20 protein-coding genes and 1 pseudogene are annotated in these 25,639 nt (G+C 70.8%); 17 read left to right on the top strand and 4 right to left on the bottom strand.

From position 1 onward, the window contains the following. Nucleotides 1–2,337, top strand: coding sequence for a nitric-oxide reductase large subunit (locus ENSA5_RS06730; protein WP_106390801.1), 2,337 nt, complete (start codon nucleotides 1–3; stop codon nucleotides 2,335–2,337). A 90-nt stretch (nucleotides 2,338–2,427) separates the two neighbouring features. Here the strand turns inward: ENSA5_RS06730 and nadE are convergent, their stop codons facing one another. The 3 genes from nadE to ENSA5_RS06715 form a co-directional block, all read right to left on the bottom strand. Beyond that, nucleotides 2,428–3,423, bottom strand: coding sequence for an NAD(+) synthase (gene nadE / locus ENSA5_RS06725; RefSeq protein WP_106390800.1), 996 nt, complete (start codon nucleotides 3,421–3,423; stop codon nucleotides 2,428–2,430). A 931-nt stretch (nucleotides 3,424–4,354) separates the two neighbouring features. Continuing rightward, nucleotides 4,355–6,430 carry an ATP-dependent helicase gene (locus ENSA5_RS06720; protein ID WP_106390799.1) on the bottom strand — a complete coding sequence of 692 codons (2,076 nt, stop codon included), beginning with the start codon at nucleotides 6,428–6,430 and terminating at the stop codon, nucleotides 4,355–4,357. A 16-nt stretch (nucleotides 6,431–6,446) separates the two neighbouring features. Continuing rightward, nucleotides 6,447–8,852 carry a S9 family peptidase gene (locus ENSA5_RS06715; RefSeq protein WP_258182765.1) on the bottom strand — a complete coding sequence of 802 codons (2,406 nt, stop codon included), beginning with the start codon at nucleotides 8,850–8,852 and terminating at the stop codon, nucleotides 6,447–6,449. Nucleotides 8,853–9,007: 155 nt separating this feature from the next. Between ENSA5_RS06715 and ENSA5_RS06710 the strand changes: the two genes are divergently transcribed. The 16 genes from ENSA5_RS06710 to ENSA5_RS06640 all read left to right on the top strand — a co-directional run bounded on the left by ENSA5_RS06710 (nucleotide 9,008) and on the right by ENSA5_RS06640 (nucleotide 25,424). Then, a complete protein-coding gene (locus ENSA5_RS06710) occupies nucleotides 9,008–9,472 on the top strand; it encodes a DUF6918 family protein (RefSeq protein WP_106390797.1) in 465 nt (154 codons plus the stop codon). 63 nt (nucleotides 9,473–9,535) lie between these two features. Beyond that, nucleotides 9,536–9,832, top strand: a complete 297-nt coding sequence (locus ENSA5_RS06705) for a phosphopantetheine-binding protein (protein ID WP_106390796.1) — start codon at nucleotides 9,536–9,538, stop codon at nucleotides 9,830–9,832. Beyond that, the gene (locus tag ENSA5_RS06700) at nucleotides 9,829–10,101 is read left to right on the top strand and encodes an acyl carrier protein (RefSeq protein WP_106390795.1); all 273 of its coding nucleotides are present in this window, start codon (nucleotides 9,829–9,831) and stop codon (nucleotides 10,099–10,101) included. The genes ENSA5_RS06705 and ENSA5_RS06700 overlap by 4 nt, the downstream gene beginning before the upstream one ends. A gap of 14 nt (nucleotides 10,102–10,115) precedes the next feature. Further along, on the top strand, nucleotides 10,116–12,068 hold the full coding sequence (locus tag ENSA5_RS06695) for an AMP-binding protein (RefSeq protein ID WP_106390794.1): 1,953 nt from the start codon (nucleotides 10,116–10,118) through the stop codon (nucleotides 12,066–12,068). A gap of 17 nt (nucleotides 12,069–12,085) precedes the next feature. Further along, nucleotides 12,086–12,796: a glycosyltransferase family 2 protein gene (locus ENSA5_RS37170; protein ID WP_181197452.1), complete on the top strand. Its 711-nt coding sequence runs from the start codon at nucleotides 12,086–12,088 to the stop codon at nucleotides 12,794–12,796. Nucleotides 12,797–12,901: 105 nt separating this feature from the next. Further along, nucleotides 12,902–13,891 (top strand): lysophospholipid acyltransferase family protein, encoded by a 990-nt coding sequence (locus tag ENSA5_RS06685; protein ID WP_181197451.1) that lies wholly within the window; start codon nucleotides 12,902–12,904, stop codon nucleotides 13,889–13,891. Beyond that, a complete protein-coding gene (locus tag ENSA5_RS06680) occupies nucleotides 13,860–15,452 on the top strand; it encodes an HAL/PAL/TAL family ammonia-lyase (protein WP_106390791.1) in 1,593 nt (530 codons plus the stop codon). The genes ENSA5_RS06685 and ENSA5_RS06680 overlap by 32 nt, the downstream gene beginning before the upstream one ends. A gap of 68 nt (nucleotides 15,453–15,520) precedes the next feature. Next, complete coding sequence (locus ENSA5_RS06675; protein ID WP_181197450.1) at nucleotides 15,521–16,156, top strand: outer membrane lipoprotein carrier protein LolA; 636 nt, start codon at nucleotides 15,521–15,523, stop codon at nucleotides 16,154–16,156. A gap of 42 nt (nucleotides 16,157–16,198) precedes the next feature. Then, nucleotides 16,199–18,667 carry an MMPL family transporter gene (locus ENSA5_RS35680; RefSeq protein WP_146155400.1) on the top strand — a complete coding sequence of 823 codons (2,469 nt, stop codon included), beginning with the start codon at nucleotides 16,199–16,201 and terminating at the stop codon, nucleotides 18,665–18,667. Continuing rightward, nucleotides 18,664–19,377 (top strand): DUF3261 domain-containing protein, encoded by a 714-nt coding sequence (locus tag ENSA5_RS37165; protein WP_181197449.1) that lies wholly within the window; start codon nucleotides 18,664–18,666, stop codon nucleotides 19,375–19,377. Before ENSA5_RS35680 ends, ENSA5_RS37165 begins: the two co-directional genes overlap by 4 nt. 103 nt (nucleotides 19,378–19,480) lie before the next feature. Beyond that, nucleotides 19,481–20,668: a beta-ketoacyl-ACP synthase gene (locus tag ENSA5_RS06665; protein WP_181197448.1), complete on the top strand. Its 1,188-nt coding sequence runs from the start codon at nucleotides 19,481–19,483 to the stop codon at nucleotides 20,666–20,668. A gap of 8 nt (nucleotides 20,669–20,676) precedes the next feature. Then, the gene (locus ENSA5_RS06660) at nucleotides 20,677–21,600 is read left to right on the top strand and encodes a beta-ketoacyl synthase chain length factor (RefSeq protein ID WP_181197447.1); all 924 of its coding nucleotides are present in this window, start codon (nucleotides 20,677–20,679) and stop codon (nucleotides 21,598–21,600) included. Nucleotides 21,601–21,614: 14 nt separating this feature from the next. Beyond that, nucleotides 21,615–22,085 (top strand): hotdog family protein, encoded by a 471-nt coding sequence (locus ENSA5_RS06655; RefSeq protein ID WP_146155398.1) that lies wholly within the window; start codon nucleotides 21,615–21,617, stop codon nucleotides 22,083–22,085. After that, nucleotides 22,082–22,816, top strand: a complete 735-nt coding sequence (gene fabG, locus ENSA5_RS06650; RefSeq protein ID WP_106390786.1) for a 3-oxoacyl-ACP reductase FabG — start codon at nucleotides 22,082–22,084, stop codon at nucleotides 22,814–22,816. The genes ENSA5_RS06655 and fabG overlap by 4 nt, the downstream gene beginning before the upstream one ends. After that, nucleotides 22,813–24,057: a beta-ketoacyl-ACP synthase gene (locus ENSA5_RS06645; RefSeq protein WP_258182764.1), complete on the top strand. Its 1,245-nt coding sequence runs from the start codon at nucleotides 22,813–22,815 to the stop codon at nucleotides 24,055–24,057. Before fabG ends, ENSA5_RS06645 begins: the two co-directional genes overlap by 4 nt. 140 nt (nucleotides 24,058–24,197) lie before the next feature. Then, nucleotides 24,198–25,424 (top strand): NAD(P)/FAD-dependent oxidoreductase, encoded by a 1,227-nt coding sequence (locus ENSA5_RS06640; RefSeq protein ID WP_146155397.1) that lies wholly within the window; start codon nucleotides 24,198–24,200, stop codon nucleotides 25,422–25,424. A gap of 10 nt (nucleotides 25,425–25,434) precedes the next feature. On the opposite strand, the pseudogene ENSA5_RS37160 reads toward ENSA5_RS06640, so the two are convergent. Next, nucleotides 25,435–25,639, bottom strand: a pseudogene (locus tag ENSA5_RS37160) (hypothetical protein); the annotation flags it as partial.

The following is a 25,639-nucleotide window of genomic DNA, read 5'->3' as shown; positions in this document are numbered from 1 at the left end:
ATGCAGTACAAAGGACTGTGGTTGGGGTTTATCCTGGTCGTCGTCGCATCGTTTGCGGTGCTCGGCTACTACGGCGTCGAGATCTACCGCCAGGCGCCGCCGGTCCCGGACCGGGTCGTCACCACCGACGGTGAGGTCCTGTTCACCGGCCAGGACATCAAGGACGGCCAGAACGTCTGGCAGTCGACCGGCGGTCAGCAGCTCGGCAGTATCTGGGGACACGGTGCCTACGTGGCCCCGGACTGGTCCGCCGACTGGCTCCACCGCGAGGGTCTGTTCTTGCTCCACGAGTGGGCCCGCGAGGGCTACGGCCGGCCCTTCGCCGAGCTCGAGCCGGATCAGCAAAACCTGCTCGAAGAGCGGCTCGAGCGCGAGCTGCGGGCCAACACCTTCGACCCGGACGCCGACCAGATCGTCGTGTCCGAGGCGCGCGCCCGGGCGATCGACGCCCTCTCACGCTACTACACGGCGATCTTCGGCGACGCGCAGGAGTTCCCGGCCGACCTTCAATTCCTCGCTGACGGCGGCATGTCTCCGCCCGAGCTCCGCGACGCCTATGCGATCGCAACCAATACGGTCAGCGACGTCGAGCGCCAGCGGCAGCTCCAGACCTTCTTTTTCTGGGCCGCGTGGGCCTGCACGACCGAGCGCCCCGGCGCCCCGGCGGGCGAGGGCGTCCTCGGCCGGACCGTCGAGCGCCCGACCTACACCAACAACTGGCCCGCGGAGCCGCTCATCGACAACGAGCCGAGCGCCCCGATCGTGGTCTGGTCGCTGTTGAGCGTGGTGTTGCTGATCGCGGGCATCGGCGGGCTCGTCTGGTATCACGCCGCCGCGCGGGGCCGCGAGGGCGACGATGCCCACGAGCCTCCGGCTCGCGACCCCTTGCTCTCGCTGTCGCCCACGCCCTCGATGCGCGCCACCTTCAAGTATTTTTGGGTCGTCACCGCGCTGTTCGTCGCGCAGGTCGGGCTCGGGGCCGTAACCGCGCACTATGGCGTCGAGGGCGAGGCCTTCTATGGCATCCCGCTCGCAAAGTGGCTGCCCTACGCCGTGACCCGGACCTGGCACACGCAGCTCGGCATCTTCTGGATCGCGACGGCCTGGCTCGCTACGGGCCTGTACATCGCCCCGGCGGTCTCCGGCTTCGAGCCCAGGGGCCAGCGCCTCGGCGTCAACCTCTTGTTCGTGTGCCTGCTGATCATCGTCGTCGGCTCGATGTTCGGGACCTGGTACGGCACCCGCCAGCAGATGGGCCTCGAGGCCAACTTCTGGTTCGGTCACCAGGGCTACGAGTACGTCGATCTCGGCCGCTTTTGGCAGCTGTTCCTGCTCGTCGGTCTGTTCTTGTGGCTGGGCCTGGTCCTGCGCGCGATCTGGCCGGCGTTTCGCCAGCCTGGCGAGCACAAGAGCTTGCTCGGCATGTTCCTGATCGCCTCCGCGGCCATCGGCCTGTTCTACGGCGCCGGGATCATGTGGGGCCGCCAGACCAACCTCGCGATCGCCGAGTACTGGCGCTGGTGGGTGGTGCACCTGTGGGTCGAGGGCTTCTTCGAGGTCTTCGCCACGGTGGTGATCGCGTTCTTGTTCACGCGGATGGGCTTGCTGCGGACCACGACGGCGACCGCTGCGGTGCTGTTCTCGGGCACCGTCTTCCTCACCGGCGGCATCCTCGGCACCTTTCATCACCTCTACTTTACGGGCACGCCGACGCCGGTCCTCGCGCTCGGGGCGACCTTCAGCGCCCTCGAGGTCGTGCCCCTGGTGCTGATCGGCTTCGAGGCCTACGAGAACATGAGCCTCACCAAGGCGCGGCCGTGGATCGCCGCCTACAAGTGGCCGATCTACTTCTTCGTCGCGGTCGCGTTTTGGAACCTCGTCGGCGCGGGTGTGTTCGGCTTCCTCATCAACCCGCCGATTGCCCTCTACTACATGCAGGGCCTCAATACGACGCCCGTGCACGGACACACGGCGCTGTTCGGCGTCTACGGCATGCTCGGCATCGGGCTCATGCTGTTTTGCCTCAAGGGCTTCGCGGCCCGGAGGCCCTGGAACACCAAGGCCCTGGCCGTCGCGTTCTGGTCGCTCAACATCGGCCTGGCGTTGATGGTCCTGCTCTCGCTCTTGCCGATCGGCCTCCTCCAGACCTGGGCGAGCGTCGAGCACGGCCTGTGGTACGCCCGCTCGGCCGAGTTCATGCAGACGAGCCACATGGAGGTGCTGCGTTGGCTGCGAGTCGTCGGCGACACGGTCTTCGCGGTCGGCATCCTCGCCCTCGGCTGGTTCGTGCTCGGCCTGAAGATCGGCAGGCCCAACGACGCAGCGGACGCCGAGTAGGACCGCCGTCCACGACGAGTGGCGCTCGCGCTGGCTGCCGAACCCGGCGGTCAGCGCGAGCGCTTTGAGAGCTCGGCTGCGGACGCGAGCTCAGACCGTGGGCAGGTCGTTGGTCAGGATGTGGCGATGGACGAGCTCGGCCCGCTCACCGAGCGAGGGACAGTTGGGGTTGGCCTTGTGCCGGGTCATCCGCTCGAGCGAGCGCGCGGACTCCAAGAAGGTCGCGACCACGGCCTGGCGGCGGCCGAACAGCGGGGTCGCGGCCTTGGCCAGGGTCTCGAGCTCGGACTCGGGCAGCTCGCCGTCGCGCAGGAGTTCGGGGTGGTGGTCGAGGAAGCGCGAGGCGATCTCGATCGTGCCGACCCGGGTGTACTCGCCGGTGTCCCAGTCGATGCGGCTGTAGGTCCAGTCGACCCCGCTCAGCGCGCGGATCTCGGCCTCGTCGCTGTGGGCTTCACCGACGCCGTGGAGATCGGGGGAGGGCAGGGCGTCGATGACCGAGCGCGGGATCTCGAGGGCCTTGGCGAGCTGGTAGACCTCGCCCTTGGCGAGCATGGCGATCGGGTTGGTGTCGACCTCGCCGTCGCCGCCCTTTTGGTAGAAGCGCAGCCAGCGATCCTCGCACTCGTTGCCGGTCCCGTGGCGGATGCCGCCGCCGCTGAGGCGGTTGAAGCCGCGCCCGACCGGGGCCCGAACGCAGGAGCGGATCGAGCCGAGGATCGTCGGATCCTTGCGAACGCGGGCGTCGATCTCGTCGGCGTCGTGGCCCACGGCGATCAGCGCGGCGCGCATCCCGTCGATGAGCTGGTCGAAGCTCTCGCTCAGGTCGATCTCGACCAGCGGCACGCCGCAGGCGTGGGCGGCCTCGCGCGCGCGGGCCCGCGAGTCGTCCGACGAGTGGATCGAGGAGTAGACCGTGGTGACCTTGTCGGGGCCGAGCGCGCGCGCGAGCAAGCCGAGGACCACGGCCGAGTCGACGCCGCCGCTCAGATCGAGCTCGGCGCGCTTGGTGCCGACCTGGTCGTGAAACCGGCGAATGGCGGATACGCGCTCTTCGACGAGCGCGGAGGGATCGAGGACGGGCATGGGGGGATCTCGCTTTCTCCTGGAGTCGGCCGACTCGGCGCTCCATTAGTGTTTAGGTTACACTAAGTCCGGGGCGGAGGGGAGCGCTCCCAGTCTGAATGGTAGCGCCGCCAACTCACGTCCCACGCAAATTCTTTTGACCCCCCCTGGGGGCTATTTTAGACCCCCCTGGGCACTTTCGACTTTGCCACGCACGGCCGCTGCGCGGCCGGTCGTTCGGTCGCTGCGCTCCCTCTCTCGGTGGGCTGGTATGAGCTTCGCCATGGCCTCCGTGGCCCCCTAGAAGGGGGCTATTTTAGACCCCCCTGGGCACTACTTTAGACCCCCCTGGGGACTTTAGACTTTGCCACGCACGGCCGCTGCGCGGCCGGTCGTTCGGTCGCTGCGCTCCCTCTCTCGGTGGGCTGGTATGAGCTTCGCCATGGGCTCCGTGGCCCCCTAGAAGGGGGCTCGTGTGTTTAGACCCCCCTGGGCACCTTCGACTTTGCCACGCACGGCCGCTGCGCGGCCGGTCGTTCGGTCGCTGCGCTCCCTCTCTCGGTGGGCTGGTATGAGCTTCGCCATGGGCTCCGTGGCCCCCTAGAAGGGGGCTCGTGTGTTTTGACCCCCCTGGGCACCTTCGACTTTGCCACGCACGGCCGCTGCGCGGCCGGTCGTTCGGTCGCTGCGCTCCCTCTCTCGGTGGGCTGGTATGAGCTTCGCCATGGCCTCCGTGGCCCCCTGGAAGGGGGCTCGTGTGTTTAGACCCCCCTGGGCACCTTCGACTTTGCCACGCACGGCCGCTGCGCTCCCTCTCTCGGTGGGCTGGTATGAGCTTCGCCATGGGCTCCGTGGCCCCCTAGAAGGGGGCTCGTGTGTTTAGACCCCCCTGGGGACTTTCGACTTTGCCACGCACGGCCGGTCGTTCGCTCTCATGTGTTGGGCTCGCCTGTCAGTCATCGCGGGGGACCTCCTCGATCTCCCAGCGCTCGAAGACCGCGGGCTGGTGCTCGATCTCGGCCACGAAGCGGCTCGGGCGCAGGAGCTTGGAGGGGCCGTCCCGGCCCTCCTCGATGGTCGGATAGAGCATGTAGAGCTCGTCGGCGGCGCGGGTGGCCGCGACGTAGAACAGGCGCCGCTCCTCCTCGAGCTCGCTCGCGCTGCGCAGCGACTGCGCGGTTGGAAACCGGCCCTCGGCCAGCCACAGCACGAACACGATCGGCCACTCGAGGCCCTTGGCCTGGTGGATCGTCGATAGGACCAGCTTGTCGTCGGGCTCCTCGCCAACGACGACGTTCTCGGCCGTCATGCCCTGGACCAGGGCGAGCTCGCTGAGGAACTCGCCGGCCTCGGGCCAGCGCTCGGCAAAGGTTGCGAGGTTGTCGAGGTCTTCCTTGCGGGCGTCGGCGTTGGTGAAGGTGCGGTCGGCGTAGTCGCGGTAGTGGTCGGCGACGATCAGGCGAATCGCGCGGCCGGGGCTGCGCTCGGCGCCGTCGCTGAGCTTCTCGAACAGCCCGGCGAGCTTGGCGAGGGCGTCCTTGGCCCGCCCGCGGGCGTGCTCGGCCTCGCGCGCGAGCAGCTCGGGGATGGTCGCCCCCGCGGGCGCCTGGGTCGCCGCGCCGGCGGCGGATAAGTCTGGCTGGTCTGGCTGGCCGTGGGCGTCGAGCTCGCCGGACAGGACCCCGGCGACGCGCTCGGCGGTGCGGTTGCCGACGCCGGGCCACAGCCGGAGCAAGCGCAGCCACGCGAGGGCGTCGCGGGGGTTCTCGCGCGCGCGCAGGTAGGCGACGACGTCCTTGATGTGGGCCTGCTCGAAGAAGCGCAGGCCCGAGCGCACGGCGAAGGGGATCCCGCGCCGGGTGAGCTCGACCTGAAGCTCGAGGGAGTGGGCGTGGTTGCGGTACAGGACCGCCATCTTGCGCAGGGGCAGGTTCTGGTCGTGGTGGAGCTCGAGCACGCGCTGGGCCACGAGCTCGGCCTGCTGCATGGTGTCGCGCAGGGGGATCAGCGCGGGCAGCATGCCCGGCGGGCGCACGGCCTGGAGCTGCTTGGGATGCTGGAGCCGGTTGACGGCGATCGAGCGGTTGGCGAGGGCGAGGATCTCTGGCGTCGAGCGATAGTTGATCGTCAGCGGCAGGACCTGGGCGTCGCGGTGGCGAATGCGAAAGTCGTGGATCTGGGCGAAGTCGGCCCCGCGAAACGAGTAGATCGACTGGGCGTCGTCGCCGACGCAGGTCAGGCTCTGGTGGACCTGGGCCATCTCGTCGATCAGCGCGCCCTGGAGGGCGTTGATGTCCTGGTACTCGTCGACGAGCAGGTGCTGCCAGCCGCTGCGCAGGCGCTCGGCGATCTCGCGGTGCTTGGGGTTGCGCAGGAGCTCGAGCCACAGCGCGAGGAGGTCGTCGAAGTCGACGCAGTTGAGCCTGCGCTTGCGCTCGGCGAAGTTGGCCACGACCTCCTTGATCGGCTCGAGCATGTCGAGGAACTTGAGGAAGCGGCGCTCGACGACCGAGCCGACCGTGGCCAGCATCCCCGTCGCCTGCGAGGCGATCTTGATCAGGATCTTGGCGTTGGGGAAGCGCTTGGTCGTCAGGACCGGCATCCCGAGCTCCTGGATGACCGAGGTCATGAGGTCGCGGGCGTCCTCGGGATCGAGGATGCCAAAGTCGCTGCCGAGCCCGAGGGCCTCGCCGTGGCGGCGCAAGATCCGGTTGCCGACGTGGTGGAAGGTCCCGGCCGCGCTCCGGCGCATGTCGATCCCGAGCAGGTTCTCGACCCGGCTGACCATCTCGCGCGCGGCCCGGTTGGTGAAGGTCACGAGCATGATGCGCTCGGGCGGGCAGCCCCCGGCGACGAGCCGCGCGACCCGGTAGGTCAGCGTCCGGGTCTTGCCGGTCCCGGCCCCGGCCAAAACCAGGATCTTGGCCGCGGGCGCCTCGACGACCGCGCGCTGCTGCGGGTTGAGCTCGCGCGTGAGGTCGAACTTCGGCTTGGGCGGCGAGGCGCTCTTGAGGACGTACTTGACCACCGTCGACGTGTGCTCGCTAGAGGTTGTTGGTCAGAAACTCGAAGATCCGGCGCTCCATGTACACGCGATCCTCGAGCTTGCGCGGCATGTGCCGCTCGTCGGGGTAGAGTTGGAGCTCGTAGACCTTGCCGGCGCCGATCAGCGCGTTGATCAGCCGCGCCGTGTGGCGGAAGTGGACGTTCTCGTCGATCAGCCCGTGGACGAGCAGGAGCTTGCCCTCGATGGCGTCGACGTGGGCCATCACGCTCGAGCGCGCGTAGCCCTCGGGGTTCTCCTGCGGCAGGCCCATGTAGCGCTCGGTGTAGTGGGTGTCGTAGCCGTCCCAGTGGGTCACCGGCGCGCCCGCGATGCCGACCGCGAAGGTCTTCGGCGCGCGGGCCAGGGCCATCGCGGCCATGTAGCCGCCGTAGCTCCAGCCGTAGATCGCCACGCGCTCGGGATCGCTCAGGCCCTGGGCGACCAGCCACTCGACGCCCGCGACCTGATCTTCGATCTCGACCTTGCCCATGTCGTGGCGCAGCGCGCCCTCGAACGCGAGCCCGCGCCGGGCCGCGCCGCGGTTGTCGAGCTTGAACACCAGGTAGCCGTGATCGCGGAGGTACTGCGCGCGCAGATCCACGGTCGCGCCCCACGATCGGTTGACGCGCTGGGCGTGGGGGCCGCCGTAGACGCTGATCACGGTCGGGTAGGGGCCCGGGCCGTGGACCGCGGGATCGGGCTGGTAGAGCGCGCCGTAGAGGGTGGTCTGGCCGTCGGCGGCGTCGAGCTCGACGAATTTGGGGGGCGCGAGCGCGAGCTTGGCGACCCGGGGGTCGACGTCCTCGGGGCTCGCCGGGTGCAGGGTCCGCAAGCGCGCGCCGTCGTCGAGCCGGTGGAGGGTGACGGTCGGCGGCGACTCGGGGCTCGAGTGCACGTCGACGTAGAAGCGGTGGTCACGGTCGATCGCGAGCCCGTGCATGCCCGGGGCCTCGGTCAGCTTGCGCAGGCCCTGGCCGTCGAAGCCGACCTCGTAGTAGTGGCGCTCGCGGGGGTCGTCCTTGGTCGCCGAGAACCACAGCTTCTGGCCGGCCTCGTCGATCTCGCTGATGCCCTCGACCATCCACTCGCCGGAGGTCAGCTGGGCGAGCTTGTGGCCGTCGGCGGCGTGGAGCGACAGGTGCATGAAGCCGGAGCTCTCCGAGGCCCAGATGAACCCGCCGACTTGCTCGGGGTGGGCCGCGGCCGTGGCCTCGTCGAGCTCGAGGGGCTTGAACATGTTGTGGAGGTTGATCCAGACGTCCGAGCGCTCTTGGATCAGGGTCTTGGCCGGGCCCTTGGCGCCCTCGAAGCACAGGAGGCGAAGCTCCTGCTGGCGGCGATCTTCGACCTGGACACACAGCGATCCGTCGGGCTTCCAGTCGACCCGGGCCAGGTAGATGTCGCGGGCGGGGTCTTGGGTCCAGGGGCCCCCGCGCTCGGTCCACTCGGGGACGTCGAGCTCGAGCCAGCGCACGGGCCCGCCCCGGCTCGGGACCACGCCCAGGCGAACCCGCGCGTTGTCGGCCCCCGCGAAGGGATAGCCGTGGTCTTCCTGGGCCGCGTCGCCGACCTCGTCCTTGCCTTGATGGACGATGCGGTAGCCCGGGATGTGGGTCTCGTCGACCTCGACGAAGGCCAGGGCCGAGCCATCGGGCGCCCACCAGTAGCCGCTGTGGCGGCCCATCTCTTCGGCCGCGATGTACTCGGGGAGGCCGCGGGTCTTGCCGGGCTCGACGCCCTTGGTCAGCTGCCTCGGCTCGCTGTCGGCCTGGTCGGGATCGGCGTCGACCACCCACAGCTCCGCGCCGCGCACGAACGCGACCTGGCGGCCGTCGGGTGACAGGGTCGGGTTGAGGGCCGGGCGCGGGTCGGCCTCGGTCTTGGCCACGACCCGACGCAGCTGGCCGTCGACACCATCTTGGACCCAGACCTCGCCGGTCAGCGGGATCAGCAGGCGATCGGCGAAGCGCGCCCACGCGTAGCTCGTCACGCCCAGCGCGCGCATGCGCTTGCGCTCGCGGGCGAGCTTCTCTTCAGGCGAGAGCTTGTCTTCGCTCACGCCTCCGTCGGGCGGCTCGACGACCCGGCGCAGCTCGCCGGACTCGGCCTCGGCCAGCTCGAGCGCGAACAGCTCGCGGCTGAGGCTGTCGTCGGCGCTGTCGAGCCAGGTCAGCCATCGGCCGTCGGGCGAGAAGCGCAGGGCGCCCGGGGTCGCGGTGCCAGGCAGCGGGTAAGTTGCGATGTCCTCGAGGGTGATCCGGCTTTGGCTGGCCATGGTCGGTGTCTCGGGCGTCGTGATCGTGTCGGTCGGCTCGGCCTTCGACCCGGGACCGGGATCGTCTTGCGCCGTTCGCGGGGTCTGCGGGCTGCAGCCTCCGACGAGGGCCAGGGTGAGGGCGACCACGGGCCCGCGCAATCGCCTCGAAGAGCGGGTCGGGCGGAGCGCGCAGCGAGCCATGGCGCAGATGGTCGCAACCGTGGTCCCGAGCGTCCAGGCCTCCCCGCGCTGGGCGTCTGGCCTGGCTTGCGGGCGCGCGTCTGCGCAGGTACAGCCCGGGCATGACCAGCTTGTGCGATCAGCTCACGCGTCCCGAGGTCAAGCCCCACGTCATCGACGGCTGCTGCGCGCTGATCGAGCGCCAGGTCGCGGGCAAGCGAGGCTTTGGCGGCGCAGCGGTCAAGGCGGGGTTCGCGGTCGTGACCCGGGTCAAGCCGGGCTTCATCCGCGAGGTCGTGACCAAGCTGCTGCCCGACTTCGCCGCATCACTCCAGCCGATCTACGACGAGAGCGTGGCCGAAGCGTCGGATGCGGCCGTCGCGGATGTGTTCGCGCGGCGGGTCGCCGAGGATCGCTCGCGCGCGGCCGAGGCCCTGCTCGGGGTTACAGATCGCAAGATCGACGGTGCCCGTCCCGGGGTCCGGCGCGCGTACCAGAAGCTGCGCCCCAATGCCCGTGAGAACGTCGAGGCGGCCTTGCCCGGGCTGATCGAAACGATTCAACCTCACTTGGTGGACCCGAGTTAGCCAAGCGAGTCCAGATCGCTTGCTGGACGGTCGCGGAGGGTGTGCGTACCATCCTCCGCAGCCATGTCCGGAGAAGCGGCCGCCAACGACTCTCAGACCGAACTCGAGCGCGAGCTCAAGCAGTTGATCGTCGACGCACTCAAGCTCGAGGACACTGCGCCCGAGGACATCGACAGCGCCGAGCCCCTCGTCGGCGACGGCTTGGGTCTCGACTCGATCGACATCCTCGAGCTGGCGATGGCGATCCATCGGCGCTTCGGGGTCAAGACCGGGTCGGACGACGACCAGAACCGCGAGGTCTACAACAACGTCCGCAGCCTCGCGGCCTTCATCCTCGACCAGAAGGCCAAGGCCGGATGACCCACGACGAGATCCTCGCGTACGTGAGCACGACCATCGCCGATCTGTTCGAACTCGATGCCCAACAGATTCGCGCCGAGTCGACGGTGTTCGAGGATCTCGATCTCGACAGCATCGACGCCCTCGATCTCGTGGCCAAGCTGCAACAGTTCACGGGCCGCCGCATCGAGGAAGATCGGATGCGCGGGGTTCGGACCGTTGGCGACATCGCTCGGATCGTCGCCGAGCAGCTCGCCGCGGCGGCGCCCGACGCATCCGCTGCTGGCTGAGCTGGAACCTGTCCATGACTGATCGCTACCCCGCACTGAGCCGGCACGGCGAGCCTCAGACCGTGACCGGGCACGCGCCGATTGTGGCCCCGAGCCTCGCGCCGACGGTCGCCCCGAGCCTCGCGCCGACGGTCGCCGGGCTCGCGCCGATTGTGGCCCCGAGCCTCGCGCGCAGCCCTGGCGTCTCGCCGATCCTCGCCCACCACGAGCCCGAGGCCGCGGTCGCGTTTGGTGGCGAGGGAGAGCGCAGCGCCGAGCGCCTGCGCAGCGACGTCGCGCGCGTCGCCGGGGTCTTGCCCGACACCGGCGACGACGACCCGCGCGAGATCCTCTGCGTCGCAACCGATCGCTACCACTTCGCGGTCGCGCTGCTGGCCGCGTGGCAGCGTGGCCATCGCGTGGCGCTGCCGCCCAACGCCCAGCCCGAGCTGCTGCGCGCGATGGCCGATGACCCGGCGATCTCCTTGGTCATCCACGACACCGACGAGATGACCGGGCTCGATCTGCGCCCGCTGCTCGCCGACGACATCCGCGCGACGCCGGCCGGGGCCCTCGAGCTCGCGCCGCTGCCGGCCCTGCGCAAGCTGGTTTCGGTCTGGACCTCGGGCAGCACGGGCGAGCATCAGCGCCACGCCAAGACCGCCGGGCAGCTGTTCGCCGAGGCCCTGACCCTGGCCGAGCACTTCGGCCTGGCCGAGCGGGGCAAGCGCGGCGCCGGGCGGGCGCGCGTGGTCGCGACCGTGCCCTCGCACCACATCTACGGGCTGCTGTTTTCGGTCCTGGTCCCGCTCGTCAGCGGCGGCTCGTTCTCGCGCGAGACGCCGCTCCACGCCGGGGTCGTCCGGGCCACGCTGATGCAGACCCCCGACGCGGTCCTGGTCAGCGTGCCAGCCCACCTCCGGGCGCTGCGGATCCTCGACCCGGGCGCGCTGCCGCCTCTGTCCCGGGTGTTCTCGTCCGGCGCGCCCTTGCCCCCGGACACGGCGAAGATGCTGAGCTCGCGCTTTGGGCTCACGGTCACCGAGGTGCTCGGCTCGACCGAGACCGGCGGGATCGCGTCGCGGCTCAGCGGCCCGGAGCTGCTCGAGTCCGACGACGCGGCGGTGCACGCCCGGGCCTGGTCCCCGCTGCCACATGTGCGGGTCAAGGTCGACGCGGACGGTCGGCTGCTCGTCGACTCGCCCTTCTTGCCGCCCGACGGGCCGCGCCCGTGGCCGACGGCCGACCGCGTGGAGATGGTCCAGATGGTTGGGGGCCTCGGCCATCCCGGCCCGCGCTTTCGTCACTTCGGTCGGGTCGACGGGGTCGTGAAGGTCGGCGGCAAGCGGGTCGCGCTGGCCGAGATCGAGCGTCGGCTCCACGCGATCGAGGGGGTCGAGGACGCCGCGGTCTCGGTCGTCGAGGTTGGCGGCGCGCGCGGGCAGGAGACCGTCGCGTTGGTCGTCGCGCCAGGGCTCTCGCCCGAGCACCTGCGCGGTGAGCTGCGACGCTGGCTCGACCCGGTCGTGATCCCTCGGCGCCTGCGCCTGGTCGACGCGCTCCCGCGCGAGCCCAACGGCAAGCTGACGCGGCGGCGGCTGCTCGAGATCATCGAGGGGCCCAGCGCCCGGATCGATGCGCTCGAGTGCCGGGCGATCGCCAGCGAAGGCGAGGGCCCGGGGCGCGTGGCCGAGTTCGAGGTCTACGTCCCGCGCGACCTCTACTGCCTCCGCGGGCACTTTCGCGGCGCGCCGATCGTCCCGGGCGTGGCCCAGCTCGAGCTCGCGCGGAGCGTGGCCCTGACCCAGTGGCCGGCCCTGGGGCAGCTGCGCGCGGTCCGACGGCTCAAGTACCTGCGCCCGGTCCGGCCCGGCGAGCGCCTGCGCCTCGTGCTCGACCATCGGGCCGAGGATCGCGTCGACTTTCGCCTGCTCGCGGGCGCCGAGCCCGTGTCGGTCGGCACGCTGAGCTTCACCGCGGGCTCCTAGGGCTGAGAGGCAGACCCTTGGCCTTCTCGCCCTGCGCCGTGATCCCGACCTACGACAACCCGGACACGGTCCGCGAGGTCGTCGAGTTGGTCCGCGAGCACGTCCCGGTCATCCTCGTCGACGACGGCAGCGACGCGCCCGGGCGCGCCGTCGTCGAGGCGATCGGCGCCGAGGGCCTCGCGCAGGTCCACCATCGCTCGCAAAACGGGGGCAAGGGCGCCGGGGTCACGACCGGCTTCGAGCTCGCGCGCGCGGCCGGCTACAGCCACGCGCTCCAGGTCGACGCCGACGGGCAGCACGCCCTCGAAGACATCCCTGCCTTTCTCGACGCCGCGCGCGCGCAGCCCGAGGCGCTGATCCTCGGCGCGCCGGTCTACGACGACAGCGCACCCACGGGCCGCCTCGTCGGCCGCCAGATCACCCGCTTTTGGACCAACATCGAGACCTATGGCCGGGTCATCGACGATCCGATGTGCGGCTTTCGGGTCTACCCGGTCGAGGCGGCGTGCGCGCTCGCGCCTCGGTGTGGTCAGCGCATGGACTTCGACATCGAGATCGCCGTGCGCCTGGTCTGGGCCGGGCTCCCGGTCGTCAACCTGCCGACCAAGGTGCGCTATCACGCGGACGGCGTGTCGCATTTTCACCTCGTCCGCGACAACCTCCGGATCTCGTGGATGCACAGCAAGCTGGTCCTATCCAGCTGGCTGCGCCTGTTGACGGGCCGATAGGGGACCGCTCGGGCTCTGCCCTTCAAGAGAGGCAAGGAGGGCACTGCCCGACCGCCGGGGAGGGGACCAGTGGACGGGGCGGGCTCGATGCACGATCGTCACGCCGTGGCCGAGCTCCCTCAGGCGTCGCCCCGTGAGGCTTCGGCGCCCGCGATTCCCGATGAGGAGGGCGAGGCGTGGCTGGCTCGGCGCGAGCGTGGCTCGAGGTTGGGGATCCGCGCGTTGTTGGTGGTCACCCGGGTGCTCGGCCGCCGCGGCGCGCGGGCGTTGCTGCGGCTGATCATGCTCTACTTCGTGCTCTTCGCTGGCGACGCGCGTCGGGCCTCGCGGGCCTTCCACGCGCGCGTCGGTCGACGGTCGAGCTTTTGGACCGCGTATCGCCACCTGCTGCGCTTCGCCGAGGTCGCCCTCGATCGCGTGTTCTTGGTCCGCGGCGAGCTCGACCACTTCGAGTTTGATCGCGAGGGCACGCAGCTGATGCGCGACGCGGTCGCCGAGGGTCGCGGGGCGATCTTGCTCGGCGCCCACTTCGGCAGCTTCGAGGCCATGCGCGCGGCCGGGCGCGACAGCTCCTTGCCGATCAACATCCTGGCCCACAACGACAACGCCCGCATGATCGCGGCGTTCTTGGACGAGGTCAGCGGCGGCCAGTCGAAGGTCCGGGTGATCGAGGTCGATCCGAGCGACAGAACCTACATCCTGAGCGTCAAGCAGCGCATCGACGAGGGCGAGCTGGTCGCGGTGCTCGGCGATCGCCTCGGCCTCAACGACCGGTTCACGACCGCAGAATTCTTCGGCGCGCCTGCCCGGTTCCCGAGCGGACCCTACATCATGGCTTCGGTTTTGCGCTGCCCGGTGTTCATGGTCTTTGGGACCTACGTGGCCCCGCGTCGCTACGTGCTGCGCTGTGAGCTGCTGGCCACGCAGGTCGAGCTGCCCCGCGCCGCCCGCGAGGAGGCGATCGCCGGCTACGCCCAGCAGTACGCCGCTCGACTCGAGCACTACGCGCGTGCGGCCCCCGACAACTGGTTCAACTTCTACGATTTTTGGAGGATGTCGGTAGATGACCAACAAGCACAGTCTCCCACGGCCTGAGGCAGAAGGCGCCAAAGGCAACCATCGCGCCCGAACCGTGATCATCGGCGCGGGTCCGATCGGGGCCGAAGACGTCCTGGCGATCGCGCGTGGTGGCGCCAGGGTCGAGCTCGCGGCCGACCTGCGGGCGCGGCTCGGGGTCGGGGCCCAGGCCCTCGCGGATCGTATCGGCGCGGGCGAGCGGGTCTACGGGGTCACGACCGGCTTCGGCGAGTCGTGCGTGACCGAGGTCCCCGACGCCCACGTGCCCGAGCTGCCCCTCAACTTGCTGCGCTTTCATGGCTGCGGGACCGGGCGGATCTTCGATGAGGTCGAGGCCGCGGCGATCGTCGTGGCCCGCATCGCCTCGCTCGCGGGCGGGTGGTCGGCCGTGCGCCCCGAGCTCGTCGAGCGCCTGTGCGTGCTGCTCAACCATCGCGCGCTGCCGCGGATCCCCGCCGAGGGGTCGGTCGGCGCGAGCGGAGATCTGACCCCGCTGAGCTACATCGCGGCGCTGCTCGTCGGCGAGCGCGAGTGCAGCTACGAGGGCCAGGTCCACAGCGCGTCCGCGGTCCTCGCCCGGCTCGAGCTCGAGCCCCTGCGGCTCGCGCCCAAGGAGAGCCTCGCGATCATGAACGGGACCTCGGTGATGACCGCGCTGATCTGCCTGGCGATCGCCCGGGCCGAGCGGCTCGGGCGGCTCAGCGCGACGATCACCGCCACGGCCAGCGACGCGATGGCCGGCAACCCCGCCCACTTCGACGCGCGCATCTACGCGGCCAAGCCCCACCCCGGCTCGATCCGCTACGCGGGCTGGGTCCGGGACCACCTCGAGTACACGCCCGGGCCCGCGTTCGAGGGCCGGATCCAAGATCGCTACTCGATCCGCTGCGCGCCGCAGATCGTCGGGGTCTTGCTCGACGCGCTGGCGTGGATGCGCGCGTGGACCCAGGTCGAGCTCAACGGCGCCAACGACAACCCGCTGATCGACCCGGACACGGGCGGCGCGCTCCACGGGGGCAATTTCTACGGCGGCCACGCCTGCTTCGTCGCCGACGCGCTCAAGAACGCCGTCGCCAACCTTGCCGACCTCCACGACCGCCAGCTCGCGCTGCTGTGCAGCAGCCACTCCAACGCCGGGCTCCCGGAGAACCTCAACGGCCGTCAAGGCCCAGACAGTGCGGCGCATCACGGGTTCAAGGCCATGCAGATCGCCGCGTCCGCGCTCACGGCCGAGGCCTTGAAGCTGACGATGCCCGCCAGCGTCTTCAGCCGCAGTACCGAATGCCACAACCAGGACAAGGTCAGCATGGGGACGATCGCGGCACGCGACGCGCTGCGGATCCTCGAGCTGACCGAGCAAGTGTTCGCAATTTTGGTCCTGGCGGTCGCGCAGGCCGTCGATCTGCGGGTCCGGGCTGGCGGCAGCTGTCGGGCGCAGAGCCTGGCCCTGCGCGACGCGGTCCGCGAGCGCGTCCCCTTCGTCGACGCGGATCGGCGTCAGGACGGCGACATCGCCGCGATCTTGGCCATGCTGCGCGCTGACGAGCTCCTGCCCCGACTCGACACCAACCAGGTCTGAGCCCCATGTCTCCAGCTTCTCCAGCTTCTCCAGCTTCTAAAGTTTCTCCGTTCGTCCGGGCCCTGCCCATGCTCGCGCTCCCGCTGCTCGTCACCTCGATCGGCGTCGGCGCGAGCCTGGCCCCGGCCCCGGCGATGGCCGCCGAGGCCGTGACCGTCGACGAGCTGCTCGCGGGCTTCGCCGCGATGCCGGGCCTCTACGCCGAGTTTCGCCAGGAGAGCCACTTTGGTCTGCTCGCGGAGCCGCTCGTCGACACGGGCACGCTCCACTTCGCCGACGGCAAGCTCGCGCGTCGGACCCTCGCGCCCACGCCCTCGGTCGTGGTCATGGACGCGCGCGGCATCGAGTACGGCGACGGGCACAAGCGCGAGCGGATCGAGCTCGACGGCAAGCCGGCCATCCGCCAGTTCGTCGACGCCTTCACCAACATCTTCGCGGGCAATCGCAAGGGCCTCGAGGCCCTCTATCGCATCGAGTTTCAGGCCGGGGAGGGGCGCAGCTGGACGCTGACGCTGGTCCCCAAGGTCGCGCCGATGGATCAGATCATCGCCAAGGTCGTCGTCACCGGGACCGAGCTCGAGCTCGCGAGCATGCGGGTCGTCGAGCGCAGCGGCGACGAGACGACCACCTCCTTCACCAAGGTCGACACCCGACGCAAGTACAGCAAGGCCGACAAGGCCGCGCTGTTCTCGGTCGAGTTTTGACCCCCGGTCCGCCGGGGTTGCGTAGTGTAGACTCCCGCGTCCGTGGCTCCGCGCGCAGACGATCGAGGGGCGCCGTCGCCGAGCTCGCGGCGCTGGCTGCCCGTGTTGATCGGCGCGCTCGTGCTTGGCCTGATGGGCGTGTTCGTCGGGCTGAAGCTCGAGCTGACGTCGGAGATCACCCACTTCCTCGCGGCGGGTGACGACGGGCGGCTGGTCAAGCTCAGCCGCCAGCTCGCCGAGTCCGAGCTGACCAAGACCACGATCCTGGTCGTCGACAGCCAAGACGGGGACCTCGAGGCCGCGATCGCGGCGGTCGACGAGCTCGCGGCCGCGCTCGCCGAGGACGAGGAGGTCGCGTGGGTCCGCGCGGGCTGGGACGACGACCAGAGCGCGGCGATCTACGAGCTCTACTTTCCACGCCGGATGTACTTCGTGGCCGGCAGCGACGCGGCGCTCGAGCGGTCGCTCGGTCCTGAGGGGCTCGACGACGCGGCCGAGGAGCTCAAGCGCCAGCTGCGGCTGCCGACGGCCGCGCTGATCAAGCAGATCGCGCCCGAGGATCCGCTGCTCGCCTACCCGGCGATCCTCGACCGCCTCGAGGCGGCGCGGGCCGGGCCGCTCGAGCTCGTCGACGGGCACTTCGTGAGCGGGGGCGAGGCGGCGGTCCTGATGTTCGGGACGGTGCACTCGCCCTTTCGCGCCGAGCACCAGGGCCCCGTGCAGGAGCTCATCCGCGAGCGCTTCGAGACCCTCGCGAGCGCGGCGCGGGCCGAGGGCCACGAGCTGCGCCTGCGCCAGAGCGGGGTCGGCCGCTTCGCGCTCCGGGCCGAGGCCCAGATCCGCGGCGACATCACGCGGATCTCGATCATCTCGACGATCGGCGTGATCGCGCTGTTCTTGGTCCTGTTTCGCAGCCCGCGGCTGGTCGCGCTCTCGCTCGTGCCGCTCGCGGCCGGGGTCCTGAGCGCGACGGCGATCAGCCTGCTCGCGTTCGGTCGGATCCACGGGCTGACCCTGGCGTTCGGGGCCTCGCTGATCGGGATCTGCATCGACTACCCGATCCACCTGTTCAACCACCACGTGCTCGAGCCAGCCTCCGACGGGGCAGGGGGCACCCTGCGCAGGATCCGTCCCGGCCTGTTGCTGGGCGCGCTCACGACCGTCGCGGGCTTCGTCGGGCTCGGCTGGACCTCGTTTCCGGGCGTGCGCGAGATCGCGTTGTTCGCCGCCGTCGGCATCGTCGCGGCGCTGGCCGCGACCTTGTGGCTGCTGCCGCCGCTGATGGCCGATCGACCCGAGCCCGTCGCGCTTCAGCGCAAGCTTGCGAGCGTCGCGGGCGGGCTCATCGACTGGCTGGCGGCCCACCGAGGGCTGCTCTACGTGGTCCCGGCCGCGTCGCTGATCGCGATCGGCGTGGCGATCCCGCGGGTCGAGTTCGTCGACGACGCCTCGGCCCTGACCGAGACCGACGCCGATCTGCTCGCCGAGGACGAGGAGGTCCGGGCCCTGGTCTCGCGGATGGACGCCGGGCGCATGGTCGTGTCGATCGGCGACGACGACGAGCAGGCCCTGCAAAAGAACGACGAGGTTCACGCCCGCCTGCTCGCGGCCCGCGACGCGGGCGAGCTCGAGGCCTTTCGCTCGGTTCACGATCTGCTCTGGTCGCGGGACCTGCAGCAGCGCAACCTCGCGGCCCTGAGCGAGGGCGCCGACGCGGGCGCCGGCTCGGCGGGCGGCTTCGCGGCGCGCCTCGACGCGGCCTTCGGCGCCCATGGCTTTCGCCCTGGCGTGTTCGCGCCCTTCGCCGCCGCGCTCGAGCGCACGCGGGCAGGGGAGGGCGCCGCGCCGCTCGACTACGAGACCCTCGCGGCCTCACCCCTGGCCGAAGCCGCGAGCTCGATGCGCGTCGAGCTCGACGGGCAGGTGGGGATCTTGACCCTCGTCCGGGGCGTCGAGGATCCCGAGCAGCTGCGCGCGCGCCTGGCCGATCTCGACGATGTCCACCTCTTCGATCAGCGCGCGCTGATGGCCGAGATCTACGCCAGCCACCGCGAGTCGACGATCGAGCTGGTCGGCGTCGGGCTGCTCGCGGTGTTCGCGATGATCTTCATTCGCTATCGCCGCCTTGGCCCGGCGCTGGCGGCCTTCTTGCCCGCTCTGCTCGGGGCCGGGACCGCCGTCGCGGCCCTGGTCCTGGCTGGCTTCGCCCTCAACTTGCTGCATGTCGTGTCGCTGCTGCTGGTCCTGAGCATGGGCGTCGACTACGGGGTGTTCTTGGCCGAGAGCCGCGAGCACCCGAGCGAGGTCGCGGCCACGATCTCGAGCCTGTTCGCCTGCTGCCTGTCGACGGTGCTGGCCTTTGGTCTCCTCGCGATGTCGAGCAACCCGGCCCTGAAGGCGATCGGGCTGACGACGGGGATCGGCGTCCTGGCCAGCTTGGTCCTGGCGCCGACGGCCCTGATCTTGTTTGGTGGTACGACGGCCCCGGCACGAAAGAGCGAGCACGCGTGAACCATCCACGACGACCTTCGATCACTCTGGCCGCAGGCCTCGGGCTGGCGCTGACGCTGACGCTGACGCTGCTCGGCTGCCACCGCGGTGGAGCGAGCGCCTCGGGTCACGAGCCGAGCGTCGAGCACCCCGGCCAACAAGCTGGCGCGGCGGGCATCGGCGCCGGCTACCCCGGCGAGCTGATCCCGACCGAGGAATTCCACGGCGAGTTCCTCGCCCGCCAGAAGCTCACGGGCACCTACGGCGAGCACGAGTTCGCGTTCGAGGCGATGTTGCAGCTGCGCGGGGGCACGCTGACGGTGCTCGGCCTGACGCCTTTTGGGACCAAGGCCTTCGTCCTGACCCAGACCGGGTCGGAGGTCGAGTTCGAGGCGCTGATCGATCGCGAGCTGCCCTTCCCACCCGAGTACATGCTCCAGGACATCCAGCGCGCCTGGCTGTGGCACGTGCGCTTGCCCTGGGCCGACGGCCCGCCCGGCGAGGACCCCGCCACGACCGAGGTCGCCGGCGAGCGGGTCACCGAGCAGTGGACCGCCAACGGCCTCGTCCGCCGCAGCTTCGCGCGCCTCGACGGTGAGCCCGCGGGGGAGATCCGTGTCGACTACATTGGCGGGCATCGCAGCGGCCGCCCCGCCAGGCGCGTGGTCCTCGAGAACGGCTGGTTCGGCTATCGCCTGGAGATCGAGACCCTCGACTGGCGGTCGCTCTAGCGATTGAATGCGCGGCAACTCACGCTGTCACATGCGCGCAGGCATGAGCCTTGCGGCACGCTGTTCATCCCACAACCTCGCTGTTACTTTCGCGCGTCAATCCATGCCCCCAGGCATCCCCATCACCGCGTACTCGGCCTGCAACGGTCTGGGTCAGACCACGGCCGAGGTGCTCGACGGTCTGTTCGCTGGACGTCGGGGGTTGAGCGAGGCCAAGCCGTGGCTGGGCGTCTCGACCTGGGTCGGCGAGGTCCCCGGCGAGCTGCCCGCGCTCGACCCTGCCTTGCGCGGGTTCGAGAGTCGTCAGGCTCGGATCTCGCAGCTGGTCACGGTGCCGCTGATCCCCGCCCTCGAGCGGGCCAAGCGACGCTGGGGCGCCGGGCGCATCGGGCTGATCCTGGGCACGAGCACCGCGGGCATCGCCGAGAGTGAGCGGGCCTGGGTCCACCACCGCGACCACGGCGAGCTGCCGCCGAACTTCGTGATCGAGCGTCAGCACGCCCTCTACGCCACCGTCGAGGTCATCCGGGCGCTGACGGGCCTGCGCGGGCCCGGCTACGTCGTCTCGACCGCCTGCTCGTCGAGCGGCAAGGTGTTCGCGTCGGCCCGTCGCCTGCTCGCGGCCGGGATCGTCGACGCGGTCCTCGTCGGCGGCGTCGACAGCCTGTGCAAGATGACGGTCCGCGGCTTCGCCAGCCTCGAGGTGCTCTCGCCCGATCCCTGCCGGCCCTTCTCGAGCGAGCGCCGCGGCATCAACATCGGCGAGGGCGCGGCGCTGCTGCTGCTCGAGCGCCCCGGCCCGGGCGTCGAGGGCCTTGGCGTCGAGCTGCTCGGCGTCGGCGAGAGCTCCGACGCCCACCACATGACCGCACCCCACCCCGAGGGCCTCGGCGCGCGCGCGGCGATGGAGCGGGCCCTGAGCGACGCGGGCGTGGCCCCCGAGGAGGTCGATCAGGTCAACGTCCACGGCACGGGCACGACCATGAACGACGAGACCGAGAGCAAGGCGATCCGCCAGCTGTTCCCGGACCGGGCCGGGCTGAGCGTGGTCGCAACCAAGGGCTACACGGGCCACATGCTCGGGGCCGCGGGCGCGACCGAGGCGGTGTTCGTGGCCGCCACGATCGAGCGCGCCGAGCTCCCGGCCAGCGTCGGCGTCGCGCCCCTCGATCCCACCCTCGAGGTCAGCGTCGAGCTCGAGCGGCGGACGCGGGCCACGCGGCGGGTGCTCAGCAACTCGCTGGCCTTCGGCGGGTCCAACGTCAGCGTGTTATTGGGGGCCAGCGAATGAGCGCCAGCTTGACCGAACCCCTCGCCGAGCTCGTCGAGTCGTCGGCCAACGACGAGGGGGCCGCGCCTGTGGCTCGCGTCGAGCTCCGCGCCTACCTGCGCGGGGTCGGGATGTGGACGCCCGCCCACGCCGACTTCGACGCCTGGGTCGCGGCCGGGATGCCGGAGGATCTCCACGTCGAGGATCCGGCGGGGGCGCCGTCGCGACCTCCGGCCAGCCTGCTCCACCCGCGCCTGCGCCGTCGGACCAGCACCCTCACGCGCGCGGCCGTGTCCGCGCTCGAGGCCGCGACCGGCCAGGGCGGCGCGGCCCTCGACGCCGTCCGCTTCGTGTTGGTCTCGAGCTTCGGAGAGATCGAGACCACCGTCGCCTTGCTCGCGCAGCTCGGCGAGCCCGAGGGCCCGATCTCGCCGACCAAATTTCACAACTCCGTCCACAACACCGCGACCGGCTACCTCTCGATCGCGAGCGGCAACCACCGCGAGGCCACGGCCCTCGCCGGGGGCCCCCACAACCTCGAGATCGGCCTGCTCGAGGCCCTCGCCGGGCTCGCCGAGGTCGGCGGCGACGTGGTCCTGATCTTCGCCGAGGAGCTGCTCCCCGCGCCCTTCACCCGGGCCGACGCCGATCCGACCTTCGCGGTCGCGCTGCACCTGTCGAGCGCGCCGCCGGATCCGAGCGAGCCCGCGCAGGCCCACAGCCTCGAGCTCGAGCTGTGCGTGGCCAACCGGCCGGCCAGGGTCGGCGAGGGCTCCGGCCCCGCGCCGGGCGAAGCCGGGCTCCCCTCGATGGTCCCGCCGCTGGTCGAGCTCCTGCGCGCGGTCGCGGTCGCGGGCTCCGGGGCGCTCGCGACCAAGCGGCCGATCCCGCTCGCGTCCACCCACGACCCCGCGCAGGCGTCCGAGTGGAGCGCGACCCTCACTTCAGTCTGAGCGCGAGGTTCGATGTGACAGGGCACGACCACGATCCTTCCCCAGGCTTCCCTCCGGTCGGGGAGCTCGTGCCCCACGAGGCGCCGATGATCCTCGTCGACGAGCTCGTCGAGTGGACGCCGAGCGCGGCCCTGGTCCGGGCCCGAGTCCGGGTGGGCGGGCCCTTCGTTCGGGCCGGGCGACTCCCCGCGACGATCCTGCTCGAGTACATGGCCCAGGCGATCGCCGTGGCCGAGGGCATGGGCGCCCGCGCCAGCGGTCGGGCAGGTGGGGGGTCAGAGGCCGGCGTGCTGCTCGGGACCCGCGAGCTCGAGCTCGAGGTCGAGGAGGTCGCGGTCGGCGAGACCCTCGACATAGCGATCGAGCAGAAATTCGCCGACATGAAGCTGGCCAGCTACGCCTGCGAGGTCCGCAGCGGGGCCCGGCGCCTCGCCGCGGCCACGGTCAACGTGATGGTCAGCGGCGCGGTGGAGGTCTCCGCGTGAGCGCCGAGGTCCGCAGCTGGGCCCTGGTCACGGGCGCGAGTCGGGGCATCGGGGCCGCGATCGCCGAGCAGCTCGCCGCCGCCGGTCACGGGATCCTGCTCAACTACCGCAGCAACCACGAGGCCGCCGAGCAGGTCCGGGCGCGGATCGTCGAGGCGGGCGGCGCCGTCGAGCTCCTGCCCTTCGACGTCGCCAACGCCGACGCGAGCGGGGCCGCGCTCGCCAGCGTGCTCGAGTCCGACAAGGTCATCAGCGTGGTCGTCAACAACGCGGGCGTCAGCGCCGACGCGCCCTTCCCCGCGCTCGAGCGCGAGGCCTGGGACAGCGTCCTGGGCCCGACCCTCGACGGCTTCTACAACGTCACGCGTCCGCTGGTCATGCCGATGGTCCGCCGCCGCCACGGTCGGATCATCAACATCAGCTCGGTCTCGGGCCTGATCGGCAACCGCGGCCAGGTCAACTACTCGGCGGCCAAGGCCGGGATCATCGGCGCGACCAAGGCCCTCGCGCGCGAGCTCGCCAAGCGCAAGATCACCGTCAACGCCGTCGCCCCCGGCCTGATCGAGACCGAGATGGCCGCCCACGCCCCGAGCAAGGACATGGTCAAGCTGATCCCGATGCGGCGGATGGGCACCGCGCAGGAGGTCGCCAAGCTCGTCCGCTTCCTCGCCAGCGACGACGCCGCCTACGTGACCGGTCAGGTGGTAGCGATCGACGGGGGCCTGACTTGAGCGCGGCCCGGGCGGACCACGAGCGCGTCGTCATCACGGGCATGGGCCTGTGCTCGCCGATCGGCAACGAACTCGACGAGGTCAGCGAGGCCCTGAAGCTCGGGCGCGGCGGGATCTGTGCGGTGCCCGAGTGGCCCGCGCGCTACTCGATGAAGACCGGCGTCGCGGGCCTGGTCGAGGGCGTCACGGCCAAGCTCTACCCCCGCCGCAAGGTCCGGACCATGGGCCGCGTGGCCTTGCTCTCGGCCTTCGCCAGCGAGCGGGCCGTGGCCCACGCCGGGCTCTCGCCCGATCGCCTCGCCGACGGGCAGGTCGGCCTGGCCTACGGCTCGACCCACGGCTCGTCGTCCGAGACCGAGGCCTACTGCCGCGAGGTGTTCGGCGCCAACAGCCTCGAGGGCATCTCCGGCAGCCAATTCCTCAAGTTCATGAGCCACACCTGCGCGGCCAACCTCGCCGAGTTCTTCGGCGTCCGCGGGCGCGTGCAGCCGACCTGTTCGGCCTGCACCAGCGCGAGCCAGGCGATCGGCACGGGCTACGAGTACATCCGCCAGGGCCACGCAGAGCTCATGCTCGTCGGCGGGGCCGAGGAGGCCCACTTCATCCCCGCGGGCATCTTCGACGTGATGTTCGCGGCCTCGAGCAAGTTCAACGCCGAGCCGGGCCTGACCCCGCGGCCCTTCGACGCCCGCCGCGACGGCGTGGTCATTGGCGAGGGCGCCGCGACCCTCGTGCTCGAGCGCTACGACCTCGCGCTCGCACGCGGCGCCACGATCCACGCCGAGCTCATCGGCTACGCGACCAACTGCGACGGAATTCACCTCACCAAGCCCTCGTGGGAGGGCATGGCCCGGTGCATGGCGCTCGGGCTCGCCGACGCCGGGATCGAGGCCGGCGCAGTCGACTACGTCAACGCCCACGGGACCGCGACCGAGCTCGGCGACATCGCCGAGTCCAAGGCCACGGCCAAGGTCCTCGGCGAGCGCACGCCCGTGTCGACCCAAAAGAGCTACACCGGCCACACCCTCGGCGCCTGCGGGGCGCTCGAGAGCGTGTTCTCGATCCTGATGATGCGCGAGGGCTTCATCGCGCCCAACCGCAACCTCGAGGCGGTCGACGAGCGCTGCGCGGAGCTCGACTACGTGCGCGGGGCGGCCCGCCAGGCTCAGCTCGACGTGGTCCTCAACAATAATTTTGCGTTTGGCGGCATCAACACCTCGCTGGTGTTTCGTCGCTGTTGAAAGCTCACCACGACCCCGAGCACGCCCCTGGCGTCCGATGCCTCTGTCGCCAAGAGCTCGCAGCCTGCCTCGACTCCGCCCCGTCGTCGTCGGTCCCGAACAGCACCCGCCAGCCCAAACGCTGCTACCATCCCGGCGCCATGGGCGACGACAAGGTCCACGACGTCATCATCGTTGGCGGCGGGCCCGCGGGCTCCTGCGCGGCCAACCTGCTCGCGGGTGAGGGCGCCGAGGTCGTCGTCCTCGAGCGCGAACGCTTCCCACGCTTTCACGTCGGCGAGTCGCTGCTGCCGACCGAGCTCGCGGTCCTCGAGCGCCTCGGCGTCGACCTCGACGCGGTCCCGTTCTTGCGCAAGCACGGGGCCGTGTTCATCGACGAGCGCAGCGGCCGAAGCTCGCGCTTCTCCTTCGACGAGGGCCTCCCGGGCACGCCCGACCACGCCCACCAGATCGATCGGGCGACCTTCGATCATGAGCTCCTGCGCGCCGCGGCCCGGGCGGGCGCGCGCGTCCGCGAGCGCCACGAGGTCGTCGATGTCGAGCTCGGCGCCGACGAGGTCCGGGTCCGCGTCCGGGCCCTCGCCGAGCCGGGCGGGGCGGAGGCGGCCGCCGAGTACGAGCTGCGCGGCCGCTACCTCGTTGACGCCACCGGCCACGACACCCTGCTCGCGCGCAGGTCCAGGTCTGTCGAGCCCTACCGCGGCTTCGGTCGCGCGGCCGCGTTTCGGCACTACCGCGGGCTCGCGCCCGAGATCAACGCCGAGCTCCACGAGCGCGGCGACGTCATCGTCAAGATCGTCGACGACGGCTGGATGTGGGTGATCCCGCTGATCACGGGCGACATGAGCGTCGGGCTGGTCAAGGCCAAGGGCAAGCTCGAGGCCGCGCTGCTCGAGCGCGAGATCGCCGAGTCGCCGCTGCTTCAGCGCCTGAGCGCCGGCGCGCAGCCGAGCCCGATCCGATTGATCGGCAACTTTAGCTATCGCAACACCACGCCCCAGGGGCCGCGCTTCGCCTGCATTGGCGACGCGGCCTGCTTTCTCGATCCGATCTTCTCGTCGGGCGTCGCGCTGGCCTTCGCGGGGGCCGAGCGCCTCGCCGATTTGCTCGGGCCCGCGCTGCGTGAGGGTCGCGAGGCCGAGGCCGAGCTCATGGTCCCCCTGCGCGAGCACATGGAACGGGCCTACGACGCGTTCCACCGGTTCATCCACCGCTTCTATCACACCCGGCTGGCCGACAACCTGCTCCTGGCCGAGGGCCACACCAGCCACAATTTCCGCGCGGGCGTGATCTCGATGCTCGCCGCCGACGTGTGGCGCGACGACAACCCGTTCCAGAACATGCTCCTGCGCGCGCGTCGAGTCTGAGCGCCGCGCCTCAGTCGTGCTCGAGCCAGGCGAGCTCGAAGGGGTGATCGGTCGGCAAGAAGACCACGCCGAGGAGATCGCGGGTCGCGACCGGGTGCGCGCCGACGGGCGCGCCGTCGCGGGTCCGGACGCTGCCGTCGAGGCCGATCGATCCGCAGCCAAAGGGCGAGCGCAGGAGCCCGTCCTCGTCGGGCAGCAGCGCCGCGAGCTCGGGG

Origin of the sequence: Enhygromyxa salina (assembly GCF_002994615.1) — a bacterium.
Classification (GTDB): Bacteria; Myxococcota_A; Polyangia; order Nannocystales; family Nannocystaceae; genus Plesiocystis; species Plesiocystis salina_A.
Note: the sequence above shows the minus strand (reverse complement) of the source record. Positions and strands in the feature narration are given on the sequence as shown.

What these genes read in the sequence shown, in the direction of transcription:
- ENSA5_RS06730 (WP_106390801.1), top strand. Translation starts at nt 1, where the DNA reads ATGCAGTACAAAGGACTGTGGTTGGGGTTTATCCTGGTCGTCGTCGCA.
- nadE (WP_106390800.1), bottom strand. Translation starts at nt 3,423, where the DNA reads ATGCCCGTCCTCGATCCCTCCGCGCTCGTCGAAGAGCGCGTATCCGCC.
- ENSA5_RS06710 (WP_106390797.1), top strand. Translation starts at nt 9,008, where the DNA reads ATGACCAGCTTGTGCGATCAGCTCACGCGTCCCGAGGTCAAGCCCCAC.
- ENSA5_RS06705 (WP_106390796.1), top strand. Translation starts at nt 9,536, where the DNA reads ATGTCCGGAGAAGCGGCCGCCAACGACTCTCAGACCGAACTCGAGCGC.
- ENSA5_RS06700 (WP_106390795.1), top strand. Translation starts at nt 9,829, where the DNA reads ATGACCCACGACGAGATCCTCGCGTACGTGAGCACGACCATCGCCGAT.
- ENSA5_RS06695 (WP_106390794.1), top strand. Translation starts at nt 10,116, where the DNA reads ATGACTGATCGCTACCCCGCACTGAGCCGGCACGGCGAGCCTCAGACC.
- ENSA5_RS06680 (WP_106390791.1), top strand. Translation starts at nt 13,860, where the DNA reads ATGACCAACAAGCACAGTCTCCCACGGCCTGAGGCAGAAGGCGCCAAA.
- ENSA5_RS06675 (WP_181197450.1), top strand. Translation starts at nt 15,521, where the DNA reads ATGCTCGCGCTCCCGCTGCTCGTCACCTCGATCGGCGTCGGCGCGAGC.
- ENSA5_RS06665 (WP_181197448.1), top strand. Translation starts at nt 19,481, where the DNA reads ATGCCCCCAGGCATCCCCATCACCGCGTACTCGGCCTGCAACGGTCTG.
- ENSA5_RS06640 (WP_146155397.1), top strand. Translation starts at nt 24,198, where the DNA reads ATGGGCGACGACAAGGTCCACGACGTCATCATCGTTGGCGGCGGGCCC.